This window comes from bacterium (assembly GCA_004322275.1).
In the GTDB taxonomy this organism is placed as follows: Bacteria; Desulfobacterota; Deferrisomatia; order Deferrisomatales; family BM512; genus SCTA01.
This window is the reverse complement of the sequence record SCTA01000005.1, coordinates 1-21,441: the sequence shown is the minus strand read 5'-3', so window position 1 is coordinate 21,441 and position 21,441 is coordinate 1. Positions and strand designations below refer to the sequence as shown.

Genomic DNA, 21,441 nt, shown 5'->3' with positions numbered 1-21,441 from the left:
GGTTTACTTTTCCGGTCGCTTTTCCTGGACAAGGATGTGCCACTTCGGGCGTCTCCAGCTTTCACGGAAGGTCTTTTCGTCAGCGTCGACCGCTTTCTTCGCGTCCTCGTAGCCGTCCAGAAAGGCCACGAGGTCGGTCTGGGGTTTCCCCGCCGCCTTCTCTTCGTCGAACTGCCGCGCGAACTCGTTCGGAGAGGTGATGATCCGCCCCATTACGGTAGATTGCGGAAAAACGACACCGTGAAAATCCTTCGCGGGTTCGTAGGACTTGTAGACCAACTCGGAGCAGACGAGGGCGGAATCGGTAAGGAAATCGAAATTATAGTCGTAAGGGCGTCCCTCGTAGGAGAAGGCGCGCAAGACGGCAAGGGCCTTCTCTTTTTTCGGGAGACGGGGACGCAGGACAGCCACGCTGTCCGCCGTGGCGGAGTGGACGAGGGAAGTTAAGGTAACGCCCTTTTCAATCGCTTCGAGTACGCCGATCAGATAGCCGGACTCGTCTTTCTTGAGGGAGAGTGTGTATGCGGAGGGGAATCTGGTCTTTATCAGCTCTTCAAAGTCGCCGCCGGAAACGCCTTGTTCCTTCACCCACTCCTTAACTTCGTCCGAACCAAAGAATTTTCTTCGATCGTCTGCCGTGCCGATGTAGAGGGCCGCGTGGGTCCAGAAGCCGGGGATGCCTGCGTTCGACATGTACCATTCGCGCCGTTCGAGGAAGATGTCGCCCGGCTCAAGCCTCTCGCCAAGCTCCTGCGCCTGTTCGGCGGTAATCAGGTTTTGGCCGCGGCGGGCGACCTTCATACGGCCCATGGACTTGCTGATATCGGTCTGGACGGGGAGCCAGATGACCTGCCCTACGCCCTTCACGACTTCCAGAGCGTTTTTGGCGGTAAGCTCAAGCCCCTTGCCCTTGCCCAGACTCCATATTCTATCCCGGTCGTCCTTGATCCAACTTCGCTCCGTCAAATCCTGCCCCTTCCGGTTGGGAAGGTCGATGGCGTTAAGCGCCGCGAAGCGGGAGGCGGTGCCGACGTTCAGGAAGCGCAGCTTGAAATCGGCGTAAGAGCCTGCGGGGAGGCCGAGGTCTGGAAGCGTCTCGTTAAAGGCGGTGTCGGCGTAGGGATAGCTTTCCAATTCCTTCAGAAACTCCAGCGACCACCGGTATTGGGCCAGAAAGGCTGCGTAATGGACCTCGAAGGCCGCGTTTTCGTCCCCGGAGGTCGCGCCGTCCATGGAAAAGAAGTACTCGGAGTACTCCTCTTCGATCGTGTCGAGCGCTATCCGGTAATCCAAAAAGCGCCTCCAGACCTGGAGCGCGGCAACCTTGTCGTCTCGGGGAGGAAGGGCCTTTGGATTTTTCGGGTGAAAAATCTCCGGGGTCTTCCTGACGTATTCGACCACGGAGATAAGGCCGTTTCGGAGATTCTCGACCGTCGCGAGGTCGTCCGCGATCTTGTCTCTTGCGGGAACGGCGGCGAAGGAGAGCGAACCGACGAGGCAGAGAACCGCAAAAAGGAAGAGGCGCTTTAGCATCTTTTCATCTCGCAAGGCTGAAGTCTTTCAGTTCGGAGGGGTCTTTGAAAATCCTGATTTTATCTTCCGGGATATCGGAGAAGGCTTTTCTGTAGCGGTCCGAGCCGGGGGCATCGCCGGTCACGTCGCGAATGAAAATCGCCAGCACCTTTTCAGTGACCTTCCTGGCGATCTGTCCGTAGATTTCGGGGTCCTGCTCACCGCTGTCGCCGACGAGGATGAATTTTCGCTCGGGATAGCGTTCAAAGAGGGCGGTGAGCCGGGAGAGCTTGTAGTCCAGGGAGTGGTTCGTAATCTCGATGATCCCGGAAGGGGTAAGGCGGAAGGACTTCAGATATAAGCTTCCCCGGGGAAAACCCTCCGCTTCGAGGAAGGCAAAAAGCGGCTCGTAAAGCTGCCATGGACTCGCCGAAAGGTAGTGAAATCTCGCACCCTCGCTCTCCCACTTGCGGTATGCCGCCGGCATTCCGCCGACGGGGACGAAGGGGCGCAAAAAAGTATTTTCAAAAAGCGCCTCGCGGTTCAAGACGTTTGAAATCTTTATCGTATCGTCGATGTCGGAGACGACGGAGACTCCCCGCGGCTCGACCAGTTGGACAGGGGCGGTGAAGACTCTGCCGTCTCCCCCGTCCGGCTCCGTCCTCGCCTCGGTCCAGCCTTTTTGAGTTTCGCAAAGCTCCACTTCGGGGATTGTGAGAATAAGGTTCACCTGCCCGCCCTCGGAGGAGACGGCGGCCTTTGACTCCTTCTTACAAAGCGAGAGGCTGACCTTCTTGCCCTCCTCGGAGTCCGCCAGAAACCTTATCGCTCTCTGTTTGAAGAGAGTCTCTTCTTCCGGCCTCAGCTCTTTGTCGAACATCTTTTTGGCGAGGTCGAGAAGGAATCCGCGCTTTACCGAATCCTCCTCCGGCTCGAAGATCCAGCCGTGAACCGGAACCTCCCACACGCCGTTCACCAGCGCCGCGTCGGTGGGGTAAAAGAGGGCGGTCTCGTCCGGCTTTAAGGCAAAGGAAGCTTTTGCGAAAAGCAAAAGGGCTAGGGCGCAGATAAGTTTGCGGATAGGGATTTTCATTTTCGGTCATCCTGTCGGACAAGCTTGAATTTCATTGGATTCTACTTATTTTGGTAATTTTTTACAGCTTCAAGTTGTCGCGCATTTTCGCCGTCCTGCCGTTTCGCGGGCCACAGGGAATAGAGGATGAGGAGCGCGCCGAGCGTGGAAAAAGTCAGGTAGTCCGAGGGCCAGCCGAGAAGCCAGTTTTTGTGCCAGGGCACGAACTGCGGGGCCAGCTTCGCGATTCCGTAGGCGGGGTTCAGGGCGAACCAGATGAAATCCTCGGCGATCCAGAAGAGCATCAGACTCCCGAGCGAGCGCGACCAGAGCTTTCGCGCGAATTTTCCGGAAAGAATGAGCGGCGTGTGGAAGACCAGCGCCATGAAGGAGAATATCCACGCATGGTAGCCGGTGAGGGTCCGCCCGCCCCAGAAGAGCCCCAGAAGCACGTGGCCCTCGACCCGCCAGGTGGGGAGGTTCGACGCCCAGCCGTTCGCCCCCTCTATCTGAATCTCCGCCTTGGCGAAGAAAAAGGCGAGGGTCAGCACCCAGAAGAGGTGAAGGAGGCCGCGCAGCACGGCCTCCCTCCTCCTGGTGGGTTTCAAAGGACCGCCTCCAGGGCGCTCCTTGCTGCCTCCGGCCTTCCGAGCGCAAGCGCGTTTCGCCGCAATGCCGTTATCCGCTCACGATCACCGAGGAGGAGCCGCACCCTGTACTCAAGGCCCGCTACGTCATGCGCCTTCAGAGCCGCGCCGTTTTCCATCAGGTATTCGGCGTTCCGCTCCTCCTGGCCCGGTATCGGCGATACGACGATCATCCCCAGCCCCATGGCCAGGCACTCCGAGGAGGTAAGACCGCCGGGTTTCGTTATGGCGATGTCGCTGGCCGCCATCACTCGCTCGATGGTGGTCGTGAAACCCATAGGAAAGAGCTTGCCGGGATACCTTTTCGCCAGTTCCCGGAGGCCGGAGTGCAGCACCTCGTTTCTCCCGGCTATCGCGACGACCTGAAAATCTCCCTCGACGTCGAGCACCCTCTTCGCGAGGCCGTCTATCCCCCCTATGCCCGCCCCGCCCGACATCATCAGAAAGGTGGTCTTTCCGGGCGAGAGGCCGAGCTCTTTTCGGCACTCGTCCTTTGAAAGGGTCTCCGAGAAGACGGGCATTAAAGGAATGCCGGTGACCCTGACCGCCGAGGGGTCGATCCCCATAGCCGCCATCCTGAAGGCGACCTCGCCGTTGGCGGCGAAGTAACCCCTCATGTGTTTTTGTATCCAGAGGGAGTGGACGTCGAAGTCGGTTACCGCCACCCACACCGGCAGATTCAGTTCTTCGCGCCCGAGGAGCCTTGAAAGGAGCTGCGCAGGCATGAAATGGGTGGCTATGATCGCGTCGGGCTTCAGTTGTTCGATGAGCTTTTCGAGCTTTTTAGTGTTCAGCCTCTCGACGGCGTACTGGAGGCGGCGTAGCTTTGAATCGCTCCGCGTGTGGTTGGTCTTTTCATAGAAGTAACCCCAGAGGGCGGGGTGGCGCTCTACCAGCTTCAGGTACCCCTCTCCATAACTTTTTTTGAAGAGGGAGGGGACCAGGTCGAGGAGGTCGAGGTGTATGGTCTCTACCCCCTCGAAGTATTTTTCTCCCGCCGCGCAAAGAGCTTGCGCCGCCCTGACGTGGCCCGCGCCCGCGGATACGCTTATCGATAAAATCCTTTTAGAGTTGCGCATTGCACGCCTCCCTTTCCTCACGAAAACCGCCGTGAAATGAGTCTTCGTCCAATCGGCGGAAATTTATTCTGCGCCGGATTAAACGGCTTTGGAAGAGCCTTTTCCCTCCCTTTGCCCCTTGCCCTCCTTCGGGAGCCGCAGCATGCGGGAAGGGTCGGCCAGGGTGGAGAGATCGAGGCCGAGCCCCTCCTTTATGGCGAGATCCCGGTCCCAGGGGTTTTCAATCCTGGAGAGGCGGACCATCAGGGGAGGAGAGAGGCGGAAGGGAAAGGCGAAGGGGGTTACGGCGGCGGTGTTCGCGAGAGGCATGTCGGTCCCGTAGAGGAGCCGGCCCCTTAGCGCGCCAGCCTTTGTGATCCGCCCGAAATTGCCGAGGGCGTTGATCTGCGTAGAAGCCGATATGTCTCCGTAAAGGTTCGGGAACTCCCGGCAGAGGGAAATGAAGCGGTTTAGGCTTTTTTCTGCACGGTATTTTCCGTTTCCGCCGCAGTGCGCCGCGATGACGGTGAGGCCGATGGTGAGAGGGAGCCTCAGGCGCTCCGGGTCGCCGAACTCGTCGGCGTGGACGGTGAAAGAGCGCTCGGTCCCGGTGTGAGACAGCAGGGGAAGACCAACCCGCTTCATGGCGAGGTAAAAGGGAATGTGGCGCTCGTCGGAGGGGTCGATCCTCTGGATGTTCGGGAGCCATTTTATCAGCACCGCTCCTTCCTCCGACGCCTTGTGGAGGCGGCAGAGGGCGTCGCGGCGGAGGGGGTTTATGCTGGCTCCGAAGAAAAACCCCTCGTTCTCCCGGACGCATCTGGCGACGAATTCGTTGGGCACGTAGGCTTCGGTCCTTGCTCCGTCGAGGTTGCCCGCTCCGTCCATGACGCCGTCAAGAGCGAGGAGCACCGCTTTTCCCACCCTCTCGGAGCGGGAGAGCGTTTCGGACAGCCGCTTCACCGAGAAATCGTCGCCCTCGCGCTCCAGGTCGGGTCCGGTTGCACCAAGAGCTCTGAGATAGGCGCGGAATTTATAGCTCTTTCGCAGCCGGTGCGAGATGAAGCATCCGCTTTCGCCCGCGCCGGTTCCGCCGGTGTGGCAGTGGATATCGATCAGCTTCTTATTCCCTGGCATCGATGAAGTCTCCTCCGATAGTTGTCCTGTGTCGCTGTTAACTGTGTTTGCAGGGAGCGTGCCGGGGGAAGGGATTTCAAATAGCGTGGGATTTAAAGGGGTTTTAATGAAAGCTCCGGAATATCGCGTGTCATGGCGCCAATAAATTGACAAAATATGCATACACGTAATACATTATACGCATGAAAAACGTCAAAATCACTTCGGAGGACTGGGGGTTTTTCGAGGATGTCTCCAGGGCGGCCTTCGCCAACCCCTTCGGGAGGGCGAGGGGCGACCTCGACCTCCGCATCGGGGGCGCTTCGCCGGAAATACCCTCCGGCGCCATCCTTGGGGCGGCCCTGGCGAAAATCGAAGAGAAAGCGGCGGGTTTCGGCGCAAAGGGGGGCACACAGCCGGGGCGCTACGAGGGCAGGCGGGGAGAGATTCTGCGCGACGTAGTGCTATTCCACCTATTCCACAAGTACATAGCCGAGTTTGACAGCCTCATAAGAGAGCAGGAAAAAAAGGGGAGTGTTTTGGTCCCCGCGCCTTTCGCCGAAAGGGCGTTGAAAGAGATAGAAAATTTCGGTTTCACGCCTCCCGTGGCGCTCAAGGTCTTCGCCTTCTTCTATCAACTGAGAAGGGGGTTCTACTTCATCAGGAACGGCCTCGTGGGAAGCTCTCCCGCCATGGCGGACCTTAGGATGCATCTTTGGAACGTTGTGTTCACCTGCGATATAAGATGGTTTGAGGAGCGCTTCTGGGAGAGGATGGAGGAGTTCACTATCCTCCTCGTGGGCGAAACGGGAACCGGCAAGGGGGCTGCGGCGGCGGCGATAGGGAAATCGGGGTTCATCCCCTACAATCCGTCGAAAAACTCCTTCACCGAGAGTTTCGCGAGCAATTTCGTCTCGATAAACCTCTCGCAGTACTCCGAAGGGCTGATCGAGTCGGAGCTTTTCGGCCACAAGAAGGGTTCTTTCACCGGGGCGATCGGCGACCACGAGGGCCTTTTCTCCCGGTGCGCCCCCCACGGCACGATCTTCATCGACGAAATCGGCGATATCGGCGTTTCAATCCAGATAAAGCTCCTCCAGGTTTTGCAGGACAGGGTCTTTTTCCCCGTAGGGAGCCACTCTCCGAAGAGCTTCCGGGGAAGGGTCGTCGCCGCGACCAACCGTCCGCTTCAAAAGCTCAGGCGTGAAGGCAAATTCCGGGAAGACCTCTACTACCGCATCTCCTCCGACGTAATAGCGCTGCCGCCCCTCCGGGAGAGGCTGCGCGAGGAGCCGGGGGAACTCGACCTCCTGCTGGAGAGCATACTCAAGAGGCTGTCCGGGGAGATCGCGCCGGAGGTGAGGGATTTTGTAAAGAGCGCCATTCTGCGGGACGCGGGAGAAAGTTACGGGTGGCCGGGCAACGTGCGCGAACTGGAACAGGCCGTAAAACGCATCATCCTCACCGGCCGCTACCAGCCCCAGCCTTCCGCGGAAGACGAAGGAGGTTATCCCGGTTCGATTGAAGCGAAGTTGAGGGGAGGGAAATTGACCGCCGACGAGGTGGTGGAACTCTACACCGCAATGCTCTACGAAAGGTTCGGCTCATACGAAGAGGTGGCCAGGAGAGCGGGGATAGACCGGAGGACCGCCAAAAAGCATATCCTCAAGGGGAGGGGCAGGGATGATTTCAAGGGGTAAGGTTGTCTGGCTCTTGTTGGCGTTATGCGCTTTGGGCGTTCTCGGATACGGCTACTGGAAGTACGCAATACCCACACACCGTGTCCGGATAAATTCCGAGCTTGTCATGCTGGGCGACTTGAACGGTGACGGGCGATGGGGCTCCGAAGACGCGGTGTTGCTCGATCAATTTTCAAGCAATTTCGCCCTTGCGCCGGACAAGACGGCTTGTCTCATCGACATGAACCAGAACGGTCTCGTCGATGTCGAAGATTCGACGATCATACGCGCGCTGGTAAACTCCGGCGGAGACCCCTATGCGGCCGAGGAAAGCGCCCTTTCAAGGAGGGAGCCCTTTCCCCGCCCGAGAGAACTCTACCGCTATGTCTCGACGGATGAATACCGGATCAGGCCGCTTTTCGCCCTGCCTTATGCTTTCGACCGCGACCCCTCCCTCGTTTGGCTTTCGGGGACCGCGCCCAAGACCGGCTCAGGCTCTTACGCCGGGACGCTCGACGCCGCGATTTACAGCGAGGCCGCAAGGTTTGAACAGGGCTGGCTAAAGCGCAGACCGGGCCTTTTGCCCATCGAGAAGGAATACGCGGCGGGAAAGATCGCGAAAGCTAAAGCACTCTTCGAGGCGGGAGAAAAATTCGAGCTTCTTTTGACGTTGATGGAGCTGTCGGAAGACGCCGAGACCCTCACCGTGCGAGGACAGCCCGGGTTTTCGGTGAAACTCCTGGCTTTTCGAGACCATCTTCGGGAGATTCTCGGCTCGCGGACGTATGCGGGTTTCAAGGAGGGGAAGAACGGTTGGGAAGATGTTCTGAAGGCGGTCTCCGGCTATCTCGCCTCGGACCTCGGACTTGGCTACGACTTCAACGGCCTCCCCCCGCCGAGGGACCTGGCCAATCTGGAAAACTACCTTCAGCGCGCGGAATGGCAGTATTACAAAAGCACCGCGAGCGAGGACGATTTCAGGGCGCTCATAAACTACGCCCAGCATGATCCCCGCTACCTGAGAGCCGTTTCCAGGACGAGCAAAAGGCACATGGACCCGAAGGTCGAAAACCACAACCTGCCGATGGTCCTGCTCTTCAGGGAAGCGCTTCGCATCGAGGGAGGTGATAAGAAGAAGGCGGTAGGGCTTCTCGACGAGGCGATACGCATCCCCTTCGCCTGGGTAAAATCCATCCCTAAAGAGTCGCTGCCTGCCTCGCTCGCCCTCGACAATTTCCTGTTGCCCGGCAACAAGGAGGACGGAGCGGACAAAAGCCGCCACTGGAACGTCTTCGGCGGCATCTGCGTCTACAAGTCCCCCCATGAATCCCTCGATCTGGCCCTCCGCCGCGAAACGCAGGATTTGCGCAACGACAATTACTCGGAAGAGGCGATGCGCGAATTCTTTCGCGACATGATAGCGAACCTGAACGGCATGTACCACGTCATGTCCGTCAATCCGGATTTGCTTTCCACTGGGATGCGGTAACTCCCTGTTCCTCGATACGCTCGCCTCGCCGGTTTCGACCAATTTGTCTGGGGGCGAAAGCTCCGGAGTCGAGCTAAAAGCAGTCTGCGGCCCCTGAGACAAAGGCGAGCCGGTTGTCACCATCATGAAGCCCGAAGAGGCTGAGGGGCGCGGCAATGAACTCTACAATCCAGGTCGCCCTCTTACGTTTTCCCTCCATTTTTCGATACAACCCTTGAGGACGCCAAGAACCGAGTGGAACAACTTGACTTGACCGGTACTATTTTGCGGGAGGGTTACAGGGGCAGTCTGAAAGCATGTTTTTTATATTTGCAACTTGCGCCATTTTGAGCGGTATCATAGCATGAAAAATAATTGTCTCTCTTTCGTGGTGATGAATTATTTCACATTTTCGCCAACGTGGATTTTGGCTGTGTAATTTGGGTGGTGGGCCAACGTTTTCAGCCCGCATCCAGACAGACCATGGAAAGAGATTCGGCACCCTTATCGGCAACAAGGGTTAAGCCAAAATAAAGGGCCATATGCTGTATAAATAGTTGCATTTGGAATAATTTTTATTCGGCAGGGTAAAATGATATTCAAGGTCGATTTTAGCGGTCCTCGAAAGGGTGCGCTTTCCCTTGTTGCAACCTTTTTAAATGCCGTCACCAGAGTTTTATTTTTGATTGGCGTATGCATTATCGTGCATTTGCCCGCACCTTCTTTCGCTTTTCCCTCTGATTGCCGGATTCTTCCCGAGTCGCTTTCGCGCGACACGCTACTTATCGATATACGTTCTTCCGGAGATTTCTCGGAAGGGCATATCGCAGATGCCCTGAACATCCCCCTTTACTCGGTAAAGACCAAGACCTTCCTTAAGGGCAAGAAATTTGCCCTTATCGGAGAAGGTTATGATTTTGCGCAACTTATGGATTTATGTTCAGAACTTAGGGACCTAGGGTACCCGGGTGCCGGAGTCCTTGAGGGAGGCGCCGCCGCCTGGTATGGCAAAGTGGTCGAGGAGAAAGGAAAACCCAAGGGTGGAGGCAATGGTTTTTTTATTTCCTCAAAAGATTACTTTTTGAATGAGACACAAAAAGGATGGCTTGCCGTGGGAGTTGGCGTGGATGCCAACGAGGCCAAGTGTCCATTACCCGATTCCATAGTTGCCGACCACGGAAATCCCGATGCTTTGCCGGATGCGATATCGGCCCGTGCCGACAATGGATTTGTAGTAATCACGGTCTTCGACAGCGACGGCGCCTACAATGCGGAAAAACTTTCGGTTGTCGTAAACGCGGTAAAAAAAAGTGGAGTCAGGGCTTCCGTCTTTGCTGTCGAAGGAGGGCTCAAGGCAATAAAAAGTTACAATGCCTTAAGGAGCGTGGGAGGCGGTGAATCACAGCAAATAAGCATTATCTCGTCACAAAATTCCGGTTCTCCATTCATTAGAAGCGGATGCGGCTCATGCCAGTGAGAATGCTTTGCCTGATCGCTGCTTGTGTGAGCATGCTGGCCGCTTCGGCGCAGTGCCGTGATCATCTCTTCGAGCCCGAAAAAATATCCACCGATTACCCTATGAGAAGAAATCTTCATTATTCGCTTACCCTTGAGAACTTAAGCTCCGAAACCGCTACGGGCGTTGATTTTTGGGTCCATGCCCCGGTGCGAAAAACCCCCTCGCAAAAGTGCCTCACGGTCGTCTCCTCCGAGCCTGCCGACCTTATAGCCGATGAATTTGGCGATCAGGTTTTGCATTTCAATTTCCCCTCCATTCCGCCTTTCGGCACAAAAATAATTCAGATTCGCGCGGAAATGGCCTTGAACGAAACCCCTTGGGCGGCCGAACTGCCGAAAAAAGATCTTTTTTTGACGTCGGAGCCGATGATCGAGAGCGGCAACCCGGAAATCATAAAAGCCGCTTTGGAACTAAGCGCTAAAAGCGAGCCTGAAACCGCAAAGGCTTTGAGCAAATGGGTTTCAGCCTCCATCGCCTACTCCGGGTATGCCGAAAAGGACAGGGGTGCGTTATACGCGCTTCGGAACAGGAAGGGTGATTGCACCGAATATGCGACGCTTTTCGTTGCGTTATGCCGCGCCCTGAAAATTCCGGCGCGTGTGGTTTCGGGTTACGTATACGCAGAAGACTCTATAGTCGAACCCGAAAATTTTCATAACTGGGCGGAAGTCTACCTCGATGGCGGCTGGGTGACGGTGGACCCGCAGAAGAAAATATTCAATGGCCGCTCATCCGATTTTATCGCGTTTTCACTCGCGCCTTTCGGCAACGAAAACTCACCCCTGAAGGGTGAGCATCGGTTCTGGTGCAGCGAGAAAGACATAAAAATAAAATTCAACTGAAGATAGTTTCTATGGGGTGTGAATCCCGGGGGTTCCAATGAGGCAGGGTATCATGAGTTCGATCAAGAATTTCATTTTGACTCTAGCTCTGGCGGTTGCTTTCCTGTTGTCGCCATACAAGTGCAACGCCACCGACGTCTCGGGCGTTATATCTTCAAACGCGACCTGGACCAAGGCCAACAGCCCCTACATAGTCAAAGGGAACGTTTCCGTGTACAAATCCGGAAGTCTTGTGACGCTGACGATAGAGCCGGGGGTAGAGGTGAGGTTCGTCTCGGGGACGGGGCTGACCTTCGGATCGACTTCAGCATCGTACTACGGCCGTCTCATAGCCGACGGCACCCCTGAAGAACCGATAATTTTTACCTCCGCTTCGATTAATCCGGCGCCGGGGGAGTGGGGGCCGATTACCTTCAACAACCTGTATCAGTCAAATCCGCTGCACGGCTCATCTATTAAAAACGCCGGCATCAGCTATGGGAATCAGTCCGGTTACTGGGGCAGCATCAACGTTCAAAATAATGCCCTGTTGAATCTGGAAAACGTCACGGTCGAAAACGCCATAGCCGACGGCATGAGCATCCACGATGGCGGAAAGGCTACGGTAACCAACTGCACGTTCAGCCAAAACGCCGCGGATGGCATCGAGGTTATTACGCCAAGCACCCTCACGGTTTCCGGTAGCCGCTTTTTAAATAACGGCGGGGCCGGGCTCGATATGCAGGCGGGAGCCGTCGTAACCGGTTGTGAATTTTCCGGCAACGGCGCAAGCGCGATAAGCATGGCGGCAGGCAAGCTTGGAACCGGTTCAGCTTTTTCAAACAATACCTTTACCGCTCCGGGAGACTTCGTACGGCTCTACGCAGTAACCGGCGAACATATCAGCCAAAACGAATACTGGGCCAACCCCGGCATTCCCTACAAAGTCACGGTTCCCGTGGCGGTTTACGGCAGTTCCGGGGCCGTTCCTCCGGTTCTGACGCTTGAGCCCGGTCTTGAAATGCGTTTTGAGGTCAACACCGGAATTACGGTTGGCTTATCTTCCTCTTCCTATTATGGAGCGCTTAAGGCGGAGGGAGAGGCAACTAAACCCATAGTCTTCACGTCGAGCAATCCCGCGCCTTCCGCCGGAACCTGGTCCGGACTCGCTTTCAACAGGGACCCTTCGGGGGCGAATTCGACAATACGAAACGCTCAGATTAAATACGCCGTAGACGGCATAAAAACCTCTAATTCCGACCTTTCGATAAACTACAGCGACATCGTCTTTTGCAGCGGTTACGGCGTCAACAATACAACCCCTGCAAAACCGATCGACGCGACCAACAACTGGTGGGGTGACTCAAGCGGCCCTTATCATGCGACGACAAATATTTCTGGAACCGGATGCAAAGTCACAAATGAGGTTCTTTACAACCCCTGGCTGGGCGGAACTTCAATCGCGCCGCTAAAGCCATCCGGCGTTTCGCTGACTCCCGGGGACGGTATATTGACCCTTGCCTGGTCTGCTAACCCGGATACCGGCGTGGAGGGCCACAACGTCTACCGCAGTCTGACCTCAGGCGGCGATTACGTAAAAGTCGGCAATCTTTTAGTTGAGCAGAACTTCGCTGATACCGACGTAGTCAACGGGACCACATATTATTATGTAGTCACCGCCCAAAACTCTCAGGGTATGGAGAGCGTCTATTCAAATGAAGTGAGCGACCATCCCCGAACCGATTTGACGCCGCCTTCGACGCCTGTTGCTGCAGCTTTGCCGCAATACACGAATCAGCCGTCCATTACAATTTCAGGCTCCAAAGACGCCGGTTCGTCGATTTTAGCCAACGGCGTTGTCGTCGTCCCCCTGGACGCCGAAACCACCTGGTCCTTTGTGAAAACTCTTTCACCGGGCCAGAATCAGCTGGTTCTGACCTCCGCCGATTTCGATGGGAATACTTCCGCGCCTTTGAGTGCGACGGTTGTCCTTGATTCGGCGGCGCCTGGCTTAGTCAGTTCCGCTCCCGCAAGCGGGGCTCTCCTCGGCGATGCAGTTTCTGCCGTATCTCTGGTTTTCTCCGATTCCGGGTCGGGAATCGATGAGAGTGGTACAATTGCATCGGCTGCCGTTGTAGCGACGCCTGCCGGAACGGCCGTGCCGGGGGACTGGAGTTCTACGGGCGAAGGACAAGTGGCCTTCACGCCGGCTTCACCGCTTATGGACGGCGGTTACGGAGTTTCCCTGACTTCGTTCGACAACGCCGGGAACCAAAAGGCGGCTTATCTGCAATTCATCGTAGACACCCTTCCTCCCTCCGTTCCGGCGCTCGCCGCTACTCCCGCAATTACCAATAACATAAATCTTACACTCTCAGGATCGAAAGACCCTCAGTCGTCGATCTGGATAAACGGCGTACAAAAGGTGGCTTTGAACAGCTCGGCCACGTGGAATGTTAGCTATGTGCTTGCCACGGGAGTGAACGCTTTCATCGTCGAAGCCATGGACGCGGCCGGAAACGTGAGCGAAAGCGTGACCGTGACCATTCTATTCGACAACACGGCGCCTCCGCAGGTTGAGTTCTCAGCCAACGGCGCCGGATCGGGAACCGAGGCGGTCCTCAGCTGGAGTGCTTACGACGAGCAACTGCACGGCGACATTTTAAGGTACGACATCTATTCGCAAACTCAATCGTTTACGTCGATAGAAGGTCAATCGCCGGTCAAGTCCGTTGCCGCCGGTACAAAACAAGCGACGGTGAGCGGGCTTTCGAGAGGGGGGACGTATTTCTTCGCGGTAGTCGCCGTGGATCAGTCTCTCAATTTAAATCCCGCGGTTATCCCGGTGCAGGTCTCATTGTCGGACGTAAAACCGGCGGAAGACGTGACGAATCTTGCCGTCACCAGCCTTGACGGAGCCCTGCTTTACCGGTGGTCCTCTTCGGCGAACGCTGACGGCGACCTTGCCGGCTACAGAGTGGTTTTCAACGGAACCACTACCGATATCGGAGCATTGGATACGGAATTTGCCCCCGTCGGTCTCGAACAGGCCAAGGCCTATGATTTCAATATCTCCACCGTCGACAATGACGGCAACCACAGCTCGGGACGTTCCCTTCAAGGCGTAACCCTTCTGCAAAATCCAATGACGGTCTCCGCCGAGCCCTTCAGCGGCTACGCAAATGTGACGTGGAGCGCGGTTTCTCCGGCGAGTCTGGTTAAAAAGTATAATGTCTATTTAAGCGATGCCGACATTACGACCCTTTCAGGCCTTACGCCTCGCCTCGGCACTACGGCCACGAACGCGAAAATAACGGGGCTTACAAACAACAGAACATATTATATCGCCGTGACGGTTGTTAATGATTCCAACGGCGAGCGCCGCGATACTTTCCCCAAAACTTCGGTAACGCCCGTTCCGGACACCGCGGGTCCTTCAATAACGTCGGTAAAGCTCAACGGAAACAACCTCACCGGCGGTGAAACGGTATCCGCCCCTGGCACCTTCACCGTTGCCGCCACGGATCCGTCAGGCGTCAGCAGGGTGGAGTTTGTGGTTGACGGACAGGTGCGCGCCACAGACACCGGTTCGCCGTATTCTTTTCCCTGGAACGTCGTCAACGAAACCGACGGCAATCACAACGTTCAGTTCATCGTACACGACACCCTTGGCAATTCGACTCCTTCCGCGACTTATGCTCTCAACGTGGCCCTTTCTGTCCCGCCGCCGCCGACGTTGAATGCCGCCGCGACCCCGACAAACCACAAGACAATTTCAATTACGGGCACCGCCGACAAGTATTCAACGGTCTCAATTTACATCGGAGGGCAGCAAAAGGTAACCGGTGTTGCGGTTGCTTCTTCCGGCGGCTTTTCAGCGAACGCAGACCTCACGGAAGGCGCAAACCAGATCAGCGCAAGTGCGTCTAACCGCGCCGGCGAGAGCTCGATGAGCAACGGCATTAACGTTTTGCTGGATACCTCTTTGCCGTATCCGCCCTCCAATCTCACCGCCGAAGCAAAAGAAGGCGGCACGATAAGGCTTGCGTGGTCTGAACCATCGGAAACAGCCATCAAGGGCTATCGGATTTATGCCTCAAACGCCGCTTTCAGTTCAGTTTCGCAAGCAACGCTTATAAATACCTCACTTGTAACGTCGAAAACATACAACGCCTTGCGCAACGACGGACGTTGGTACTTCCGTGTTGCAACCGTCGATAATGCCTTGAACGAAAGCGAACTCTCAAACGAAGCATATGCTGTGGCCGATTCAATCATGCCGAGCGCCGCTATCGAATATTTTTTTCAGCCGGGTAAACATGACGTTGCATCAGGGAGGACGACTGTCGGACCTGTAAATGTGAAGGTTGCGGCTTCCGAGGAACTTTTAACAACACCTTTTCTCTCCATTACTCCTTCCGGCGGATTGCCTATTTCAATAGAACTGAGAAAGACAGGAGAATTGGTTTACGAGGGTTATTTCAACATATCCGGAACAACTCCTTCAGGCGTTGCGACGGCGGTGTTTTCGGCAAGAGATGCAGCCGGAAACCGTGGAACCAATTTAACCGGCGGCGCGACAATAACCATTGATACGTCCGGCCCGGCAGTCACGGCCCTTGGCCTTTCGCCTCAAAGTCCGATAAAGAACGAAGAATCCAATCCGGCTTCGGTGCATGTAACCATGGTTCTAGACGAACCCGCCGCAGCCGGAAGTCCGGTTATGAAGTATTCCCTTTCCGGCAATCCGCAAGCACAAACGCAGATCGGCCTCGACGAAACCGCTGCGCTGAATAAAAGAGAATGGGAAGGCAGCTTCATCCTTCCTGCAAACGCGGGAATCGCCGGACCGGAATCCCTGACCTTCAGCTTCTCGGCGACAGATGATCTTGGGAATGCCGGAGATAAAATCGGGTCCCAAAACTCCTTTCAGATTTATCAGGGCGAACTGCCTCCTCTGGACGCCCCTTCAGGCCTTGCAGGCAAATCCTTGCCGGGCGGTGTTGCGCACATTACCTGGAATTCGGTTTCTGGCGCGGCGGATTATGTCGTTTATAGAAAAGGACCGGATAGCGCTGGTGGATTCATTGAAATCGCAAGAACTTCAGGCGAGCTAGTGCATAACGACCATCCGTCGAGTGAAGGTCAGTATTTCTATACAGTGTCCAGTCTCCGAAACGCCAACGGGCAGGAATCGATAAGCGGGCAAAGTCAGGCCGTTTCGGTATATTCAGACGCCACTCCCCCCGCGGCACCGCAAAACCTCTTGCTTGTGCTTGTGGGCGCAGGCGTAAGCGCTTCCTGGGAGGCCGTAGCCGAGGAACCGGTAAGCTACAATGTATACAGAACCGAGGACCAGGGGCAGTTTTTGACTCCAATCCTGTCAGCCGTCAAAACTCCCTCAGCGATAGACACTGCGCCTTCTCCGGCCCAGCATATGTACGCAGTCACTGCGGTTGACACAGCGGGTAACGAGTCGGCCTTTTCGCCAGGCGTACGAATAAATTTCCAACTCCTCCCCGTTGCTGCGTTGGCGGTTCGCCAAGTCGACAATGCGCTGCCCGTGCTCTCGTGGAGCCATACGACGAATGGGCTTAACTACGATGTTTACGTTGAGCCGAATCTCTCAAATCCCGTCAACGGCGCTCCTTTGACACAAGCCTATTATGAAGACACCGGATATGCGGGCAACGAACGAATCTACATAGTAAAAGCCGATGACGGGTTTGAAGAAAGCCTTGGACGCGGCGTTACCCTGCCCGAGCTTGTCATAAACCGAAGTATGGACTCCACGATTAAGCGCGGGGTCATGAACAGACTCGACTATGAAATCACGAACAACGGCGTCACTGACCTCTCGGGTTTGAGGGTAAAAATTCTGTTGGGCGCGGTTAGCCATGTCTCCTCACCTGTCGAAATTGGCGCAGGACAGACGGCGGTTGTTCCGGTTGTAGTTGGCGGATATGAGGATTTGCCTGATTTGGCAGATTTGACCACAACGGTGGAGATCATCCCCGAGACAGGCGAGAAGACAGAAATCGTCCGTAATGAGCAGATCGCGGTAGGCAACGGCAAACCCGTTATCACCCTGACAAATGATGAACCGGTTCGCGGCGGAGCTGTCAGCGTCAGCTTCACGATTGAAAATCCGGGCAAGGAAGAGTTTGAGATCGTTACTGCTTCAGGGACAACGAGCGAAATATGGGTTGAACTTCTTGACGCCGATGGCAACGTTCTTTCGGCGAAGCCTTATATCCAGAAGCTGGGGGCCAACGTCATATCTATCGCTTCCGGCACGGTGGCCCGTATCCCCGGAGGGGGATCATTTATCTCTGCGCCACTCGATCTCCCGGTGCCCACAGGCGCTCCCGATTCGCTGACTTTGAGGCTCAGGGTTGAAAATCTTCATTACCATTCAGGCGGTTTCGACCACGTCCAAATAGATGGAGTGACAACGACCCGGCAGATAACCCTTGTGGACACCTCCTACTACGGAACGGTCACCCAGGTGACGCCTCAGTCTTCCAACGGCGGTCAGGACATAACAATTACCGGCAAGGCTTTTGCGCGCTCCGATAACCAGCCGCTGGCGAATGTTCCGCTGACGGTAATCGTGACGGTCAAGGGGTTTGAGCGGAAGTACGGCGTATATTCAGACGAAAACGGAGATTTTTCGCAGATTTTTAAGCCGCTGCCGGATGAGTCGGGAGTCTACAGCGTCTGTGCTGTGCATCCCGACTTGTTTGACAGGCCATCACAGGCCAGCTTCACCATAGGAAACCTTTCGATAAACCCTGCAACGATAACGTTAAAAACCCCCAGAAATTTTGAACAAAAAATACCAATTACAGTCATTGCCGGTGAGGGTACTACTGCGTCCAACCTTCGCATTGTTTACGATGCTGCCGATCAAACCGGCGGAACCCTCCCTGCGGGTGTTTCCATTGAGCCCGTCAATTCCCTGGCCTCGCTTCTCCCGAACCAGAAATCCGTTCTGGAGTTTAAATTCTGGGGCGACAACACAGCCGCAGCCTCGGGAGTTGCGGTCCTGAAAGTAGTTAGCGATGAAGAGGTATGGGGAAAGGTAACCATTAACTACCATCTGACTGCCGCTGCACCAGTTTTGTCATTTATGCCTAACTATGTTGACACAGGAGTCCGTCAGGGAGAAGTTATAACCGAAACGGTAACGCTGGAGAACAAGGGATACGCAAGTTTCGTCAACGTATCTTTGTCGCTTGTCGATGCCGAGGGCAATGTCGCGCCGGGATGGATGTTACTCAACGCGCAAAAAAATCCGGTCGAACTGGCGGTAGGAGAAAAAATCGAAGTTCCGATAACCTTTGCCCCTCCATCGAGCCTTTTCGAGGGGGTTTATTCATACAAGCTCAGGGTTTCCAGTTCAAACGCCCCCCAAGTGGATATCAACCTTTTCATCACCGTCACTCAGTCAGGCAACGGGAATGCGCTCTTCAAGGTCGAGGATATCTACACGGGCACGACCGATGAGTCTAACAACGTCGTTCAGGGGGTCGGAGGCGCTAAAATTTACCTCCAGAATGAGTTGGCTTATCTGCAAACGTTCACCGTCAACACCGATGCCACGGGCGAAGCTTTGTTTACCGCCATCCCTGCCGGTCAGTACAAATACCGCGCGTCCGCACCCGACCACGAAGAGGTTGTCGGTCGCATCTGGGTAAAACCCGGAGTTACCGCCAACGAAAAGGTATTCCTGAAAAACAACCTCATCACGGTTGAATGGTCGGTTGTCCCAACCCTCATTGAAGACGAGTACGAAATAGTCCTCCATACCACCTTTCAGACAAACGTCCCGGCTGCGGTTGTAACCTTCAACCCCACCTATATCGGTTTGCCCGAGATGAAAAAGGGCGACGTGTACCAAGGGGAACTGGAGATTACCAATCAGGGGCTGATAAACGCCAAGAATGCGGTTTTCACGAAGCCGGACGGAAAGGCTTATTACAGTTTCGAGCTTTTAACCGGCATCCCGTCAGTCATCGCCGCCAAAACCACGATACATGTTCCGTTTAAAGTCGTCGCTCTGATTGATTTCGTATCGACCGGCGGAGGAGGAGGCGGCGGATGCTCAGGCGCGCCCAGATCGAGCGGCGATCTGGACTACGATTACGAGTGCGCCAACGGCGGCACCTCAAGCGGCAGCTCCTCGGTGGGGGTAGGCTCAGGCAACATAGGTTCCTGCGGCGACAGCCCTGGTTGGGGCGGCGGTGGCGGCGGCGGTGGCGGAATGCTTTGGGGGGACGATTCCAGTAAAGGGGGATCAACATCGTCAAGCCCTTCGGCAGGGGCGATAAGCGAGGAATTGTGTGAATTGCCACCACCTCAGAGCGATTCTTGTGACAGGGCAGGAAGCCCAGGATCTGGAGACCGAGGTTCTCCCTGCAATCCCCGCTCCGACGGAAATGATACGGCAGGGCGCTGTATAACGACAGGCTCGGGCATTGACATGGGCTCGCGCAAGTATTACGACAGGACCACCGATCTCAAGGTTAAAGTTCCCGGTGGTTTCGTTGAGTTTACTCGTCGTGCTTCGGGTTTTGACATCCTCTCAAATAAAATCATGGATTTCAGTTGGACATGTGGCTCAACGGGCGGTGGATATCAGGGGTTTTTATACCCTTCAGCAAGGGCCTCCAGTAGTGTTGGTGCAGTAGGTAGTTCCTCGTCATCGACCAACATTAACATGGAAGTGAATTGCGATATTAATTTGCGGGGAGAAAAATATAGATATAACAGCGCAAATACAATAGCAACCGGCGAGAATGGGGTTATATATCGTCTTAGCGAGTCCAGAGGTTATCGCTGGGAAGATAAAAAGGGAAATTGGGTAATGTATTATCCGGACGGTTGGATGAAGTCGTTCGGTTATAACTATGTGGTGCTGGGCAACATCGAATACATTCATCCAGACTTCTATTCAAAGAAAAGGCCCGTTCGTATAAAGGATGCTAACGATAATGTCCTTATAGATATATTCTACTACGACGATGACAACAATTACATCGTGAGAGCGGCGGATTACACGGGCAGAGAGGTTCTGTATACCTATACCCTCAATGGTTTAGGCAAACCGGATCGCCTTGAGACCGTGACCGACGTTCTCGGCAACGTCACCCGTTACGAATACCCGGAGAATGAGCCCGGCACAATAAGAACGACAGGCCCCGGAGATTATTCGGTGACGGTGAAGCAATCCCCCAATTACGTTTCCGTTTCTCATGCGGGCGGGCAAACGGATTCCACGCTTTACAAGGCGGAAAACGGAAAAATGAGGGTGGAGCATCAAACGGCTTCAGGGGCGAAAAAAATATCCTATCTGGATTTAGCCGGCCGTATGCTCAGCCAGGACGTCAACGGCAAAAGAGTCAAAACCATCGCGAGAAGCGGAAGAACGTCGGTAATAGCCGACGAAAAAGGCAACGAGAGCACCGAAGAGTTCGACGAGTGGGGAAGGCTTATCAAAAAGACGTACCTTGACGGAACAATCCGTGAGTGGGAGTACCTCCCCGACATGGATATCTTAACCCGCGAAAAAATCAACGGGGTCGACAAGGTAGTCTACGAATACGACGACAGCGGCTACATGCTCAAAAAGACCGAGGCTCCCGCCACCGCTGACGAGCGGATAATCACCCATGAATACCAGTTCGGGACCAACGGCGTAATCCTTTCAAAGACCGAGAGGCTGCAGGGAAAGGGGTACGAGACTGCGGCGGTAATCTCCAGAGAGGAATACGATGCGACGGGAAACATGACCAGCCGCACCGACGCTGATGGCAAAATCTGGCAATACCAGGATTTTGACGTCATGGGCAACGCGCGGACGACAATTTGCCCGAGGGGAAACGTGCGCCGCTACACCTTCGACGCCGCGGGGAGAAAGACCAGCTTCGCCGATCCTTACGCGGATCCGGCCGCCGACCCGTTCGCAACCCCCGTGCCGCTGCACGTCACCCGTTACGAGTACGACCCGCAGGGCAACATGACGGCGGAGGTGCGTTCGGAAAACGTTGAGGGCTCCGGCCTTGTAGAGCGCCGCACCTCCTACACCTACAATTCGCTTGGAAAACTTCTCTCCATAACCAGTCCCGCCGGGGCGGTCACAACCATCCAGTATGACACCGCCGGGCGTCCGGTGAAAACCATTGACCCTCTTGGGCGCATCAGCACGACTTCTTTCGACTCCGAGGGGCGGCTTCTTTTCTCCGCCGATCCCGCCGAGAACGTTACCGGTTATTACTACGACGAGCGCCCCGAAGTCGCCGCCACCAGCGACAACTATACGGAAGTAACCTACCCCACCTATTCGGTATCGCGCGAGTACGACGCCATGCAGCGCGTCGTGCGCGAGATCGCCCATCTGGACGCCGGAAATTCTCAGGAGAAGTCCTACGCCTACGATTCCGGGGGGCGTATTGCGTCCGTGACCGACGAAGAGGGCAACGTCACGGAGTACGTCTATGACTCGCTCGGCAGGATTTACGAGGAAAAGAACGCACTCGGGGGAACG

General features: G+C 55.5%; 10 protein-coding genes. 5 read left to right on the top strand and 5 right to left on the bottom strand.

The features are described 5' to 3' along the window. Nucleotides 1-3: 3 nt before the first annotated feature. The 5 genes from EPN96_01130 to EPN96_01110 form a co-directional block, all read right to left on the bottom strand. Nucleotides 4-1,533: a hypothetical protein gene (locus EPN96_01130; GenBank protein TAL18401.1), complete on the bottom strand. Its 1,530-nt coding sequence runs from the start codon at nucleotides 1,531-1,533 to the stop codon at nucleotides 4-6. Nucleotides 1,534-1,537: 4 nt separating this feature from the next. After that, the gene (locus EPN96_01125; protein ID TAL18400.1) at nucleotides 1,538-2,605 is read right to left on the bottom strand and encodes a DUF2183 domain-containing protein; all 1,068 of its coding nucleotides are present in this window, start codon (nucleotides 2,603-2,605) and stop codon (nucleotides 1,538-1,540) included. 41 nt (nucleotides 2,606-2,646) lie between these two features. Beyond that, nucleotides 2,647-3,192 carry a hypothetical protein gene (locus EPN96_01120; protein ID TAL18399.1) on the bottom strand — a complete coding sequence of 182 codons (546 nt, stop codon included), beginning with the start codon at nucleotides 3,190-3,192 and terminating at the stop codon, nucleotides 2,647-2,649. Next, on the bottom strand, nucleotides 3,189-4,310 hold the full coding sequence (locus tag EPN96_01115; GenBank protein TAL18398.1) for a galactosyldiacylglycerol synthase: 1,122 nt from the start codon (nucleotides 4,308-4,310) through the stop codon (nucleotides 3,189-3,191). The genes EPN96_01120 and EPN96_01115 overlap by 4 nt, the downstream gene beginning before the upstream one ends. Before the next feature lie 78 nt (nucleotides 4,311-4,388). Continuing rightward, nucleotides 4,389-5,426, bottom strand: coding sequence for a metal-dependent hydrolase (locus EPN96_01110; GenBank protein TAL18397.1), 1,038 nt, complete (start codon nucleotides 5,424-5,426; stop codon nucleotides 4,389-4,391). A gap of 182 nt (nucleotides 5,427-5,608) precedes the next feature. Here EPN96_01110 and EPN96_01105 point away from each other — a divergent pair, with 182 nt between their 5' ends. From EPN96_01105 to EPN96_01085, 5 genes are all read left to right on the top strand, one after another. Beyond that, complete coding sequence (locus EPN96_01105; GenBank protein TAL18396.1) at nucleotides 5,609-7,105, top strand: sigma-54-dependent Fis family transcriptional regulator; 1,497 nt, start codon at nucleotides 5,609-5,611, stop codon at nucleotides 7,103-7,105. 13 nt (nucleotides 7,106-7,118) lie between these two features. Continuing rightward, on the top strand, nucleotides 7,119-8,573 hold the full coding sequence (locus EPN96_01100) for a hypothetical protein (protein ID TAL18544.1): 1,455 nt from the start codon (nucleotides 7,119-7,121) through the stop codon (nucleotides 8,571-8,573). Between the two features lie 571 nt (nucleotides 8,574-9,144). Continuing rightward, nucleotides 9,145-10,029, top strand: a complete 885-nt coding sequence (locus EPN96_01095) for a rhodanese-like domain-containing protein (protein TAL18395.1) — start codon at nucleotides 9,145-9,147, stop codon at nucleotides 10,027-10,029. Next, complete coding sequence (locus EPN96_01090; protein TAL18394.1) at nucleotides 10,011-10,913, top strand: hypothetical protein; 903 nt, start codon at nucleotides 10,011-10,013, stop codon at nucleotides 10,911-10,913. The genes EPN96_01095 and EPN96_01090 overlap by 19 nt, the downstream gene beginning before the upstream one ends. A 37-nt stretch (nucleotides 10,914-10,950) precedes the next feature. After that, nucleotides 10,951-21,441 (top strand): hypothetical protein (locus EPN96_01085; protein ID TAL18393.1); only part of this gene is annotated, 10,491 nt, incomplete at its 3' end.

What these genes read in the sequence shown, in the direction of transcription:
- EPN96_01110 (TAL18397.1), bottom strand. Translation starts at nt 5,426, where the DNA reads ATGCCAGGGAATAAGAAGCTGATCGATATCCACTGCCACACCGGCGGA.
- EPN96_01130 (TAL18401.1), bottom strand. Translation starts at nt 1,533, where the DNA reads ATGCTAAAGCGCCTCTTCCTTTTTGCGGTTCTCTGCCTCGTCGGTTCG.
- EPN96_01125 (TAL18400.1), bottom strand. Translation starts at nt 2,605, where the DNA reads ATGAAAATCCCTATCCGCAAACTTATCTGCGCCCTAGCCCTTTTGCTT.
- EPN96_01095 (TAL18395.1), top strand. Translation starts at nt 9,145, where the DNA reads ATGATATTCAAGGTCGATTTTAGCGGTCCTCGAAAGGGTGCGCTTTCC.
- EPN96_01090 (TAL18394.1), top strand. Translation starts at nt 10,011, where the DNA reads ATGCGGCTCATGCCAGTGAGAATGCTTTGCCTGATCGCTGCTTGTGTG.
- EPN96_01115 (TAL18398.1), bottom strand. Translation starts at nt 4,310, where the DNA reads ATGCGCAACTCTAAAAGGATTTTATCGATAAGCGTATCCGCGGGCGCG.
- EPN96_01105 (TAL18396.1), top strand. Translation starts at nt 5,609, where the DNA reads ATGAAAAACGTCAAAATCACTTCGGAGGACTGGGGGTTTTTCGAGGAT.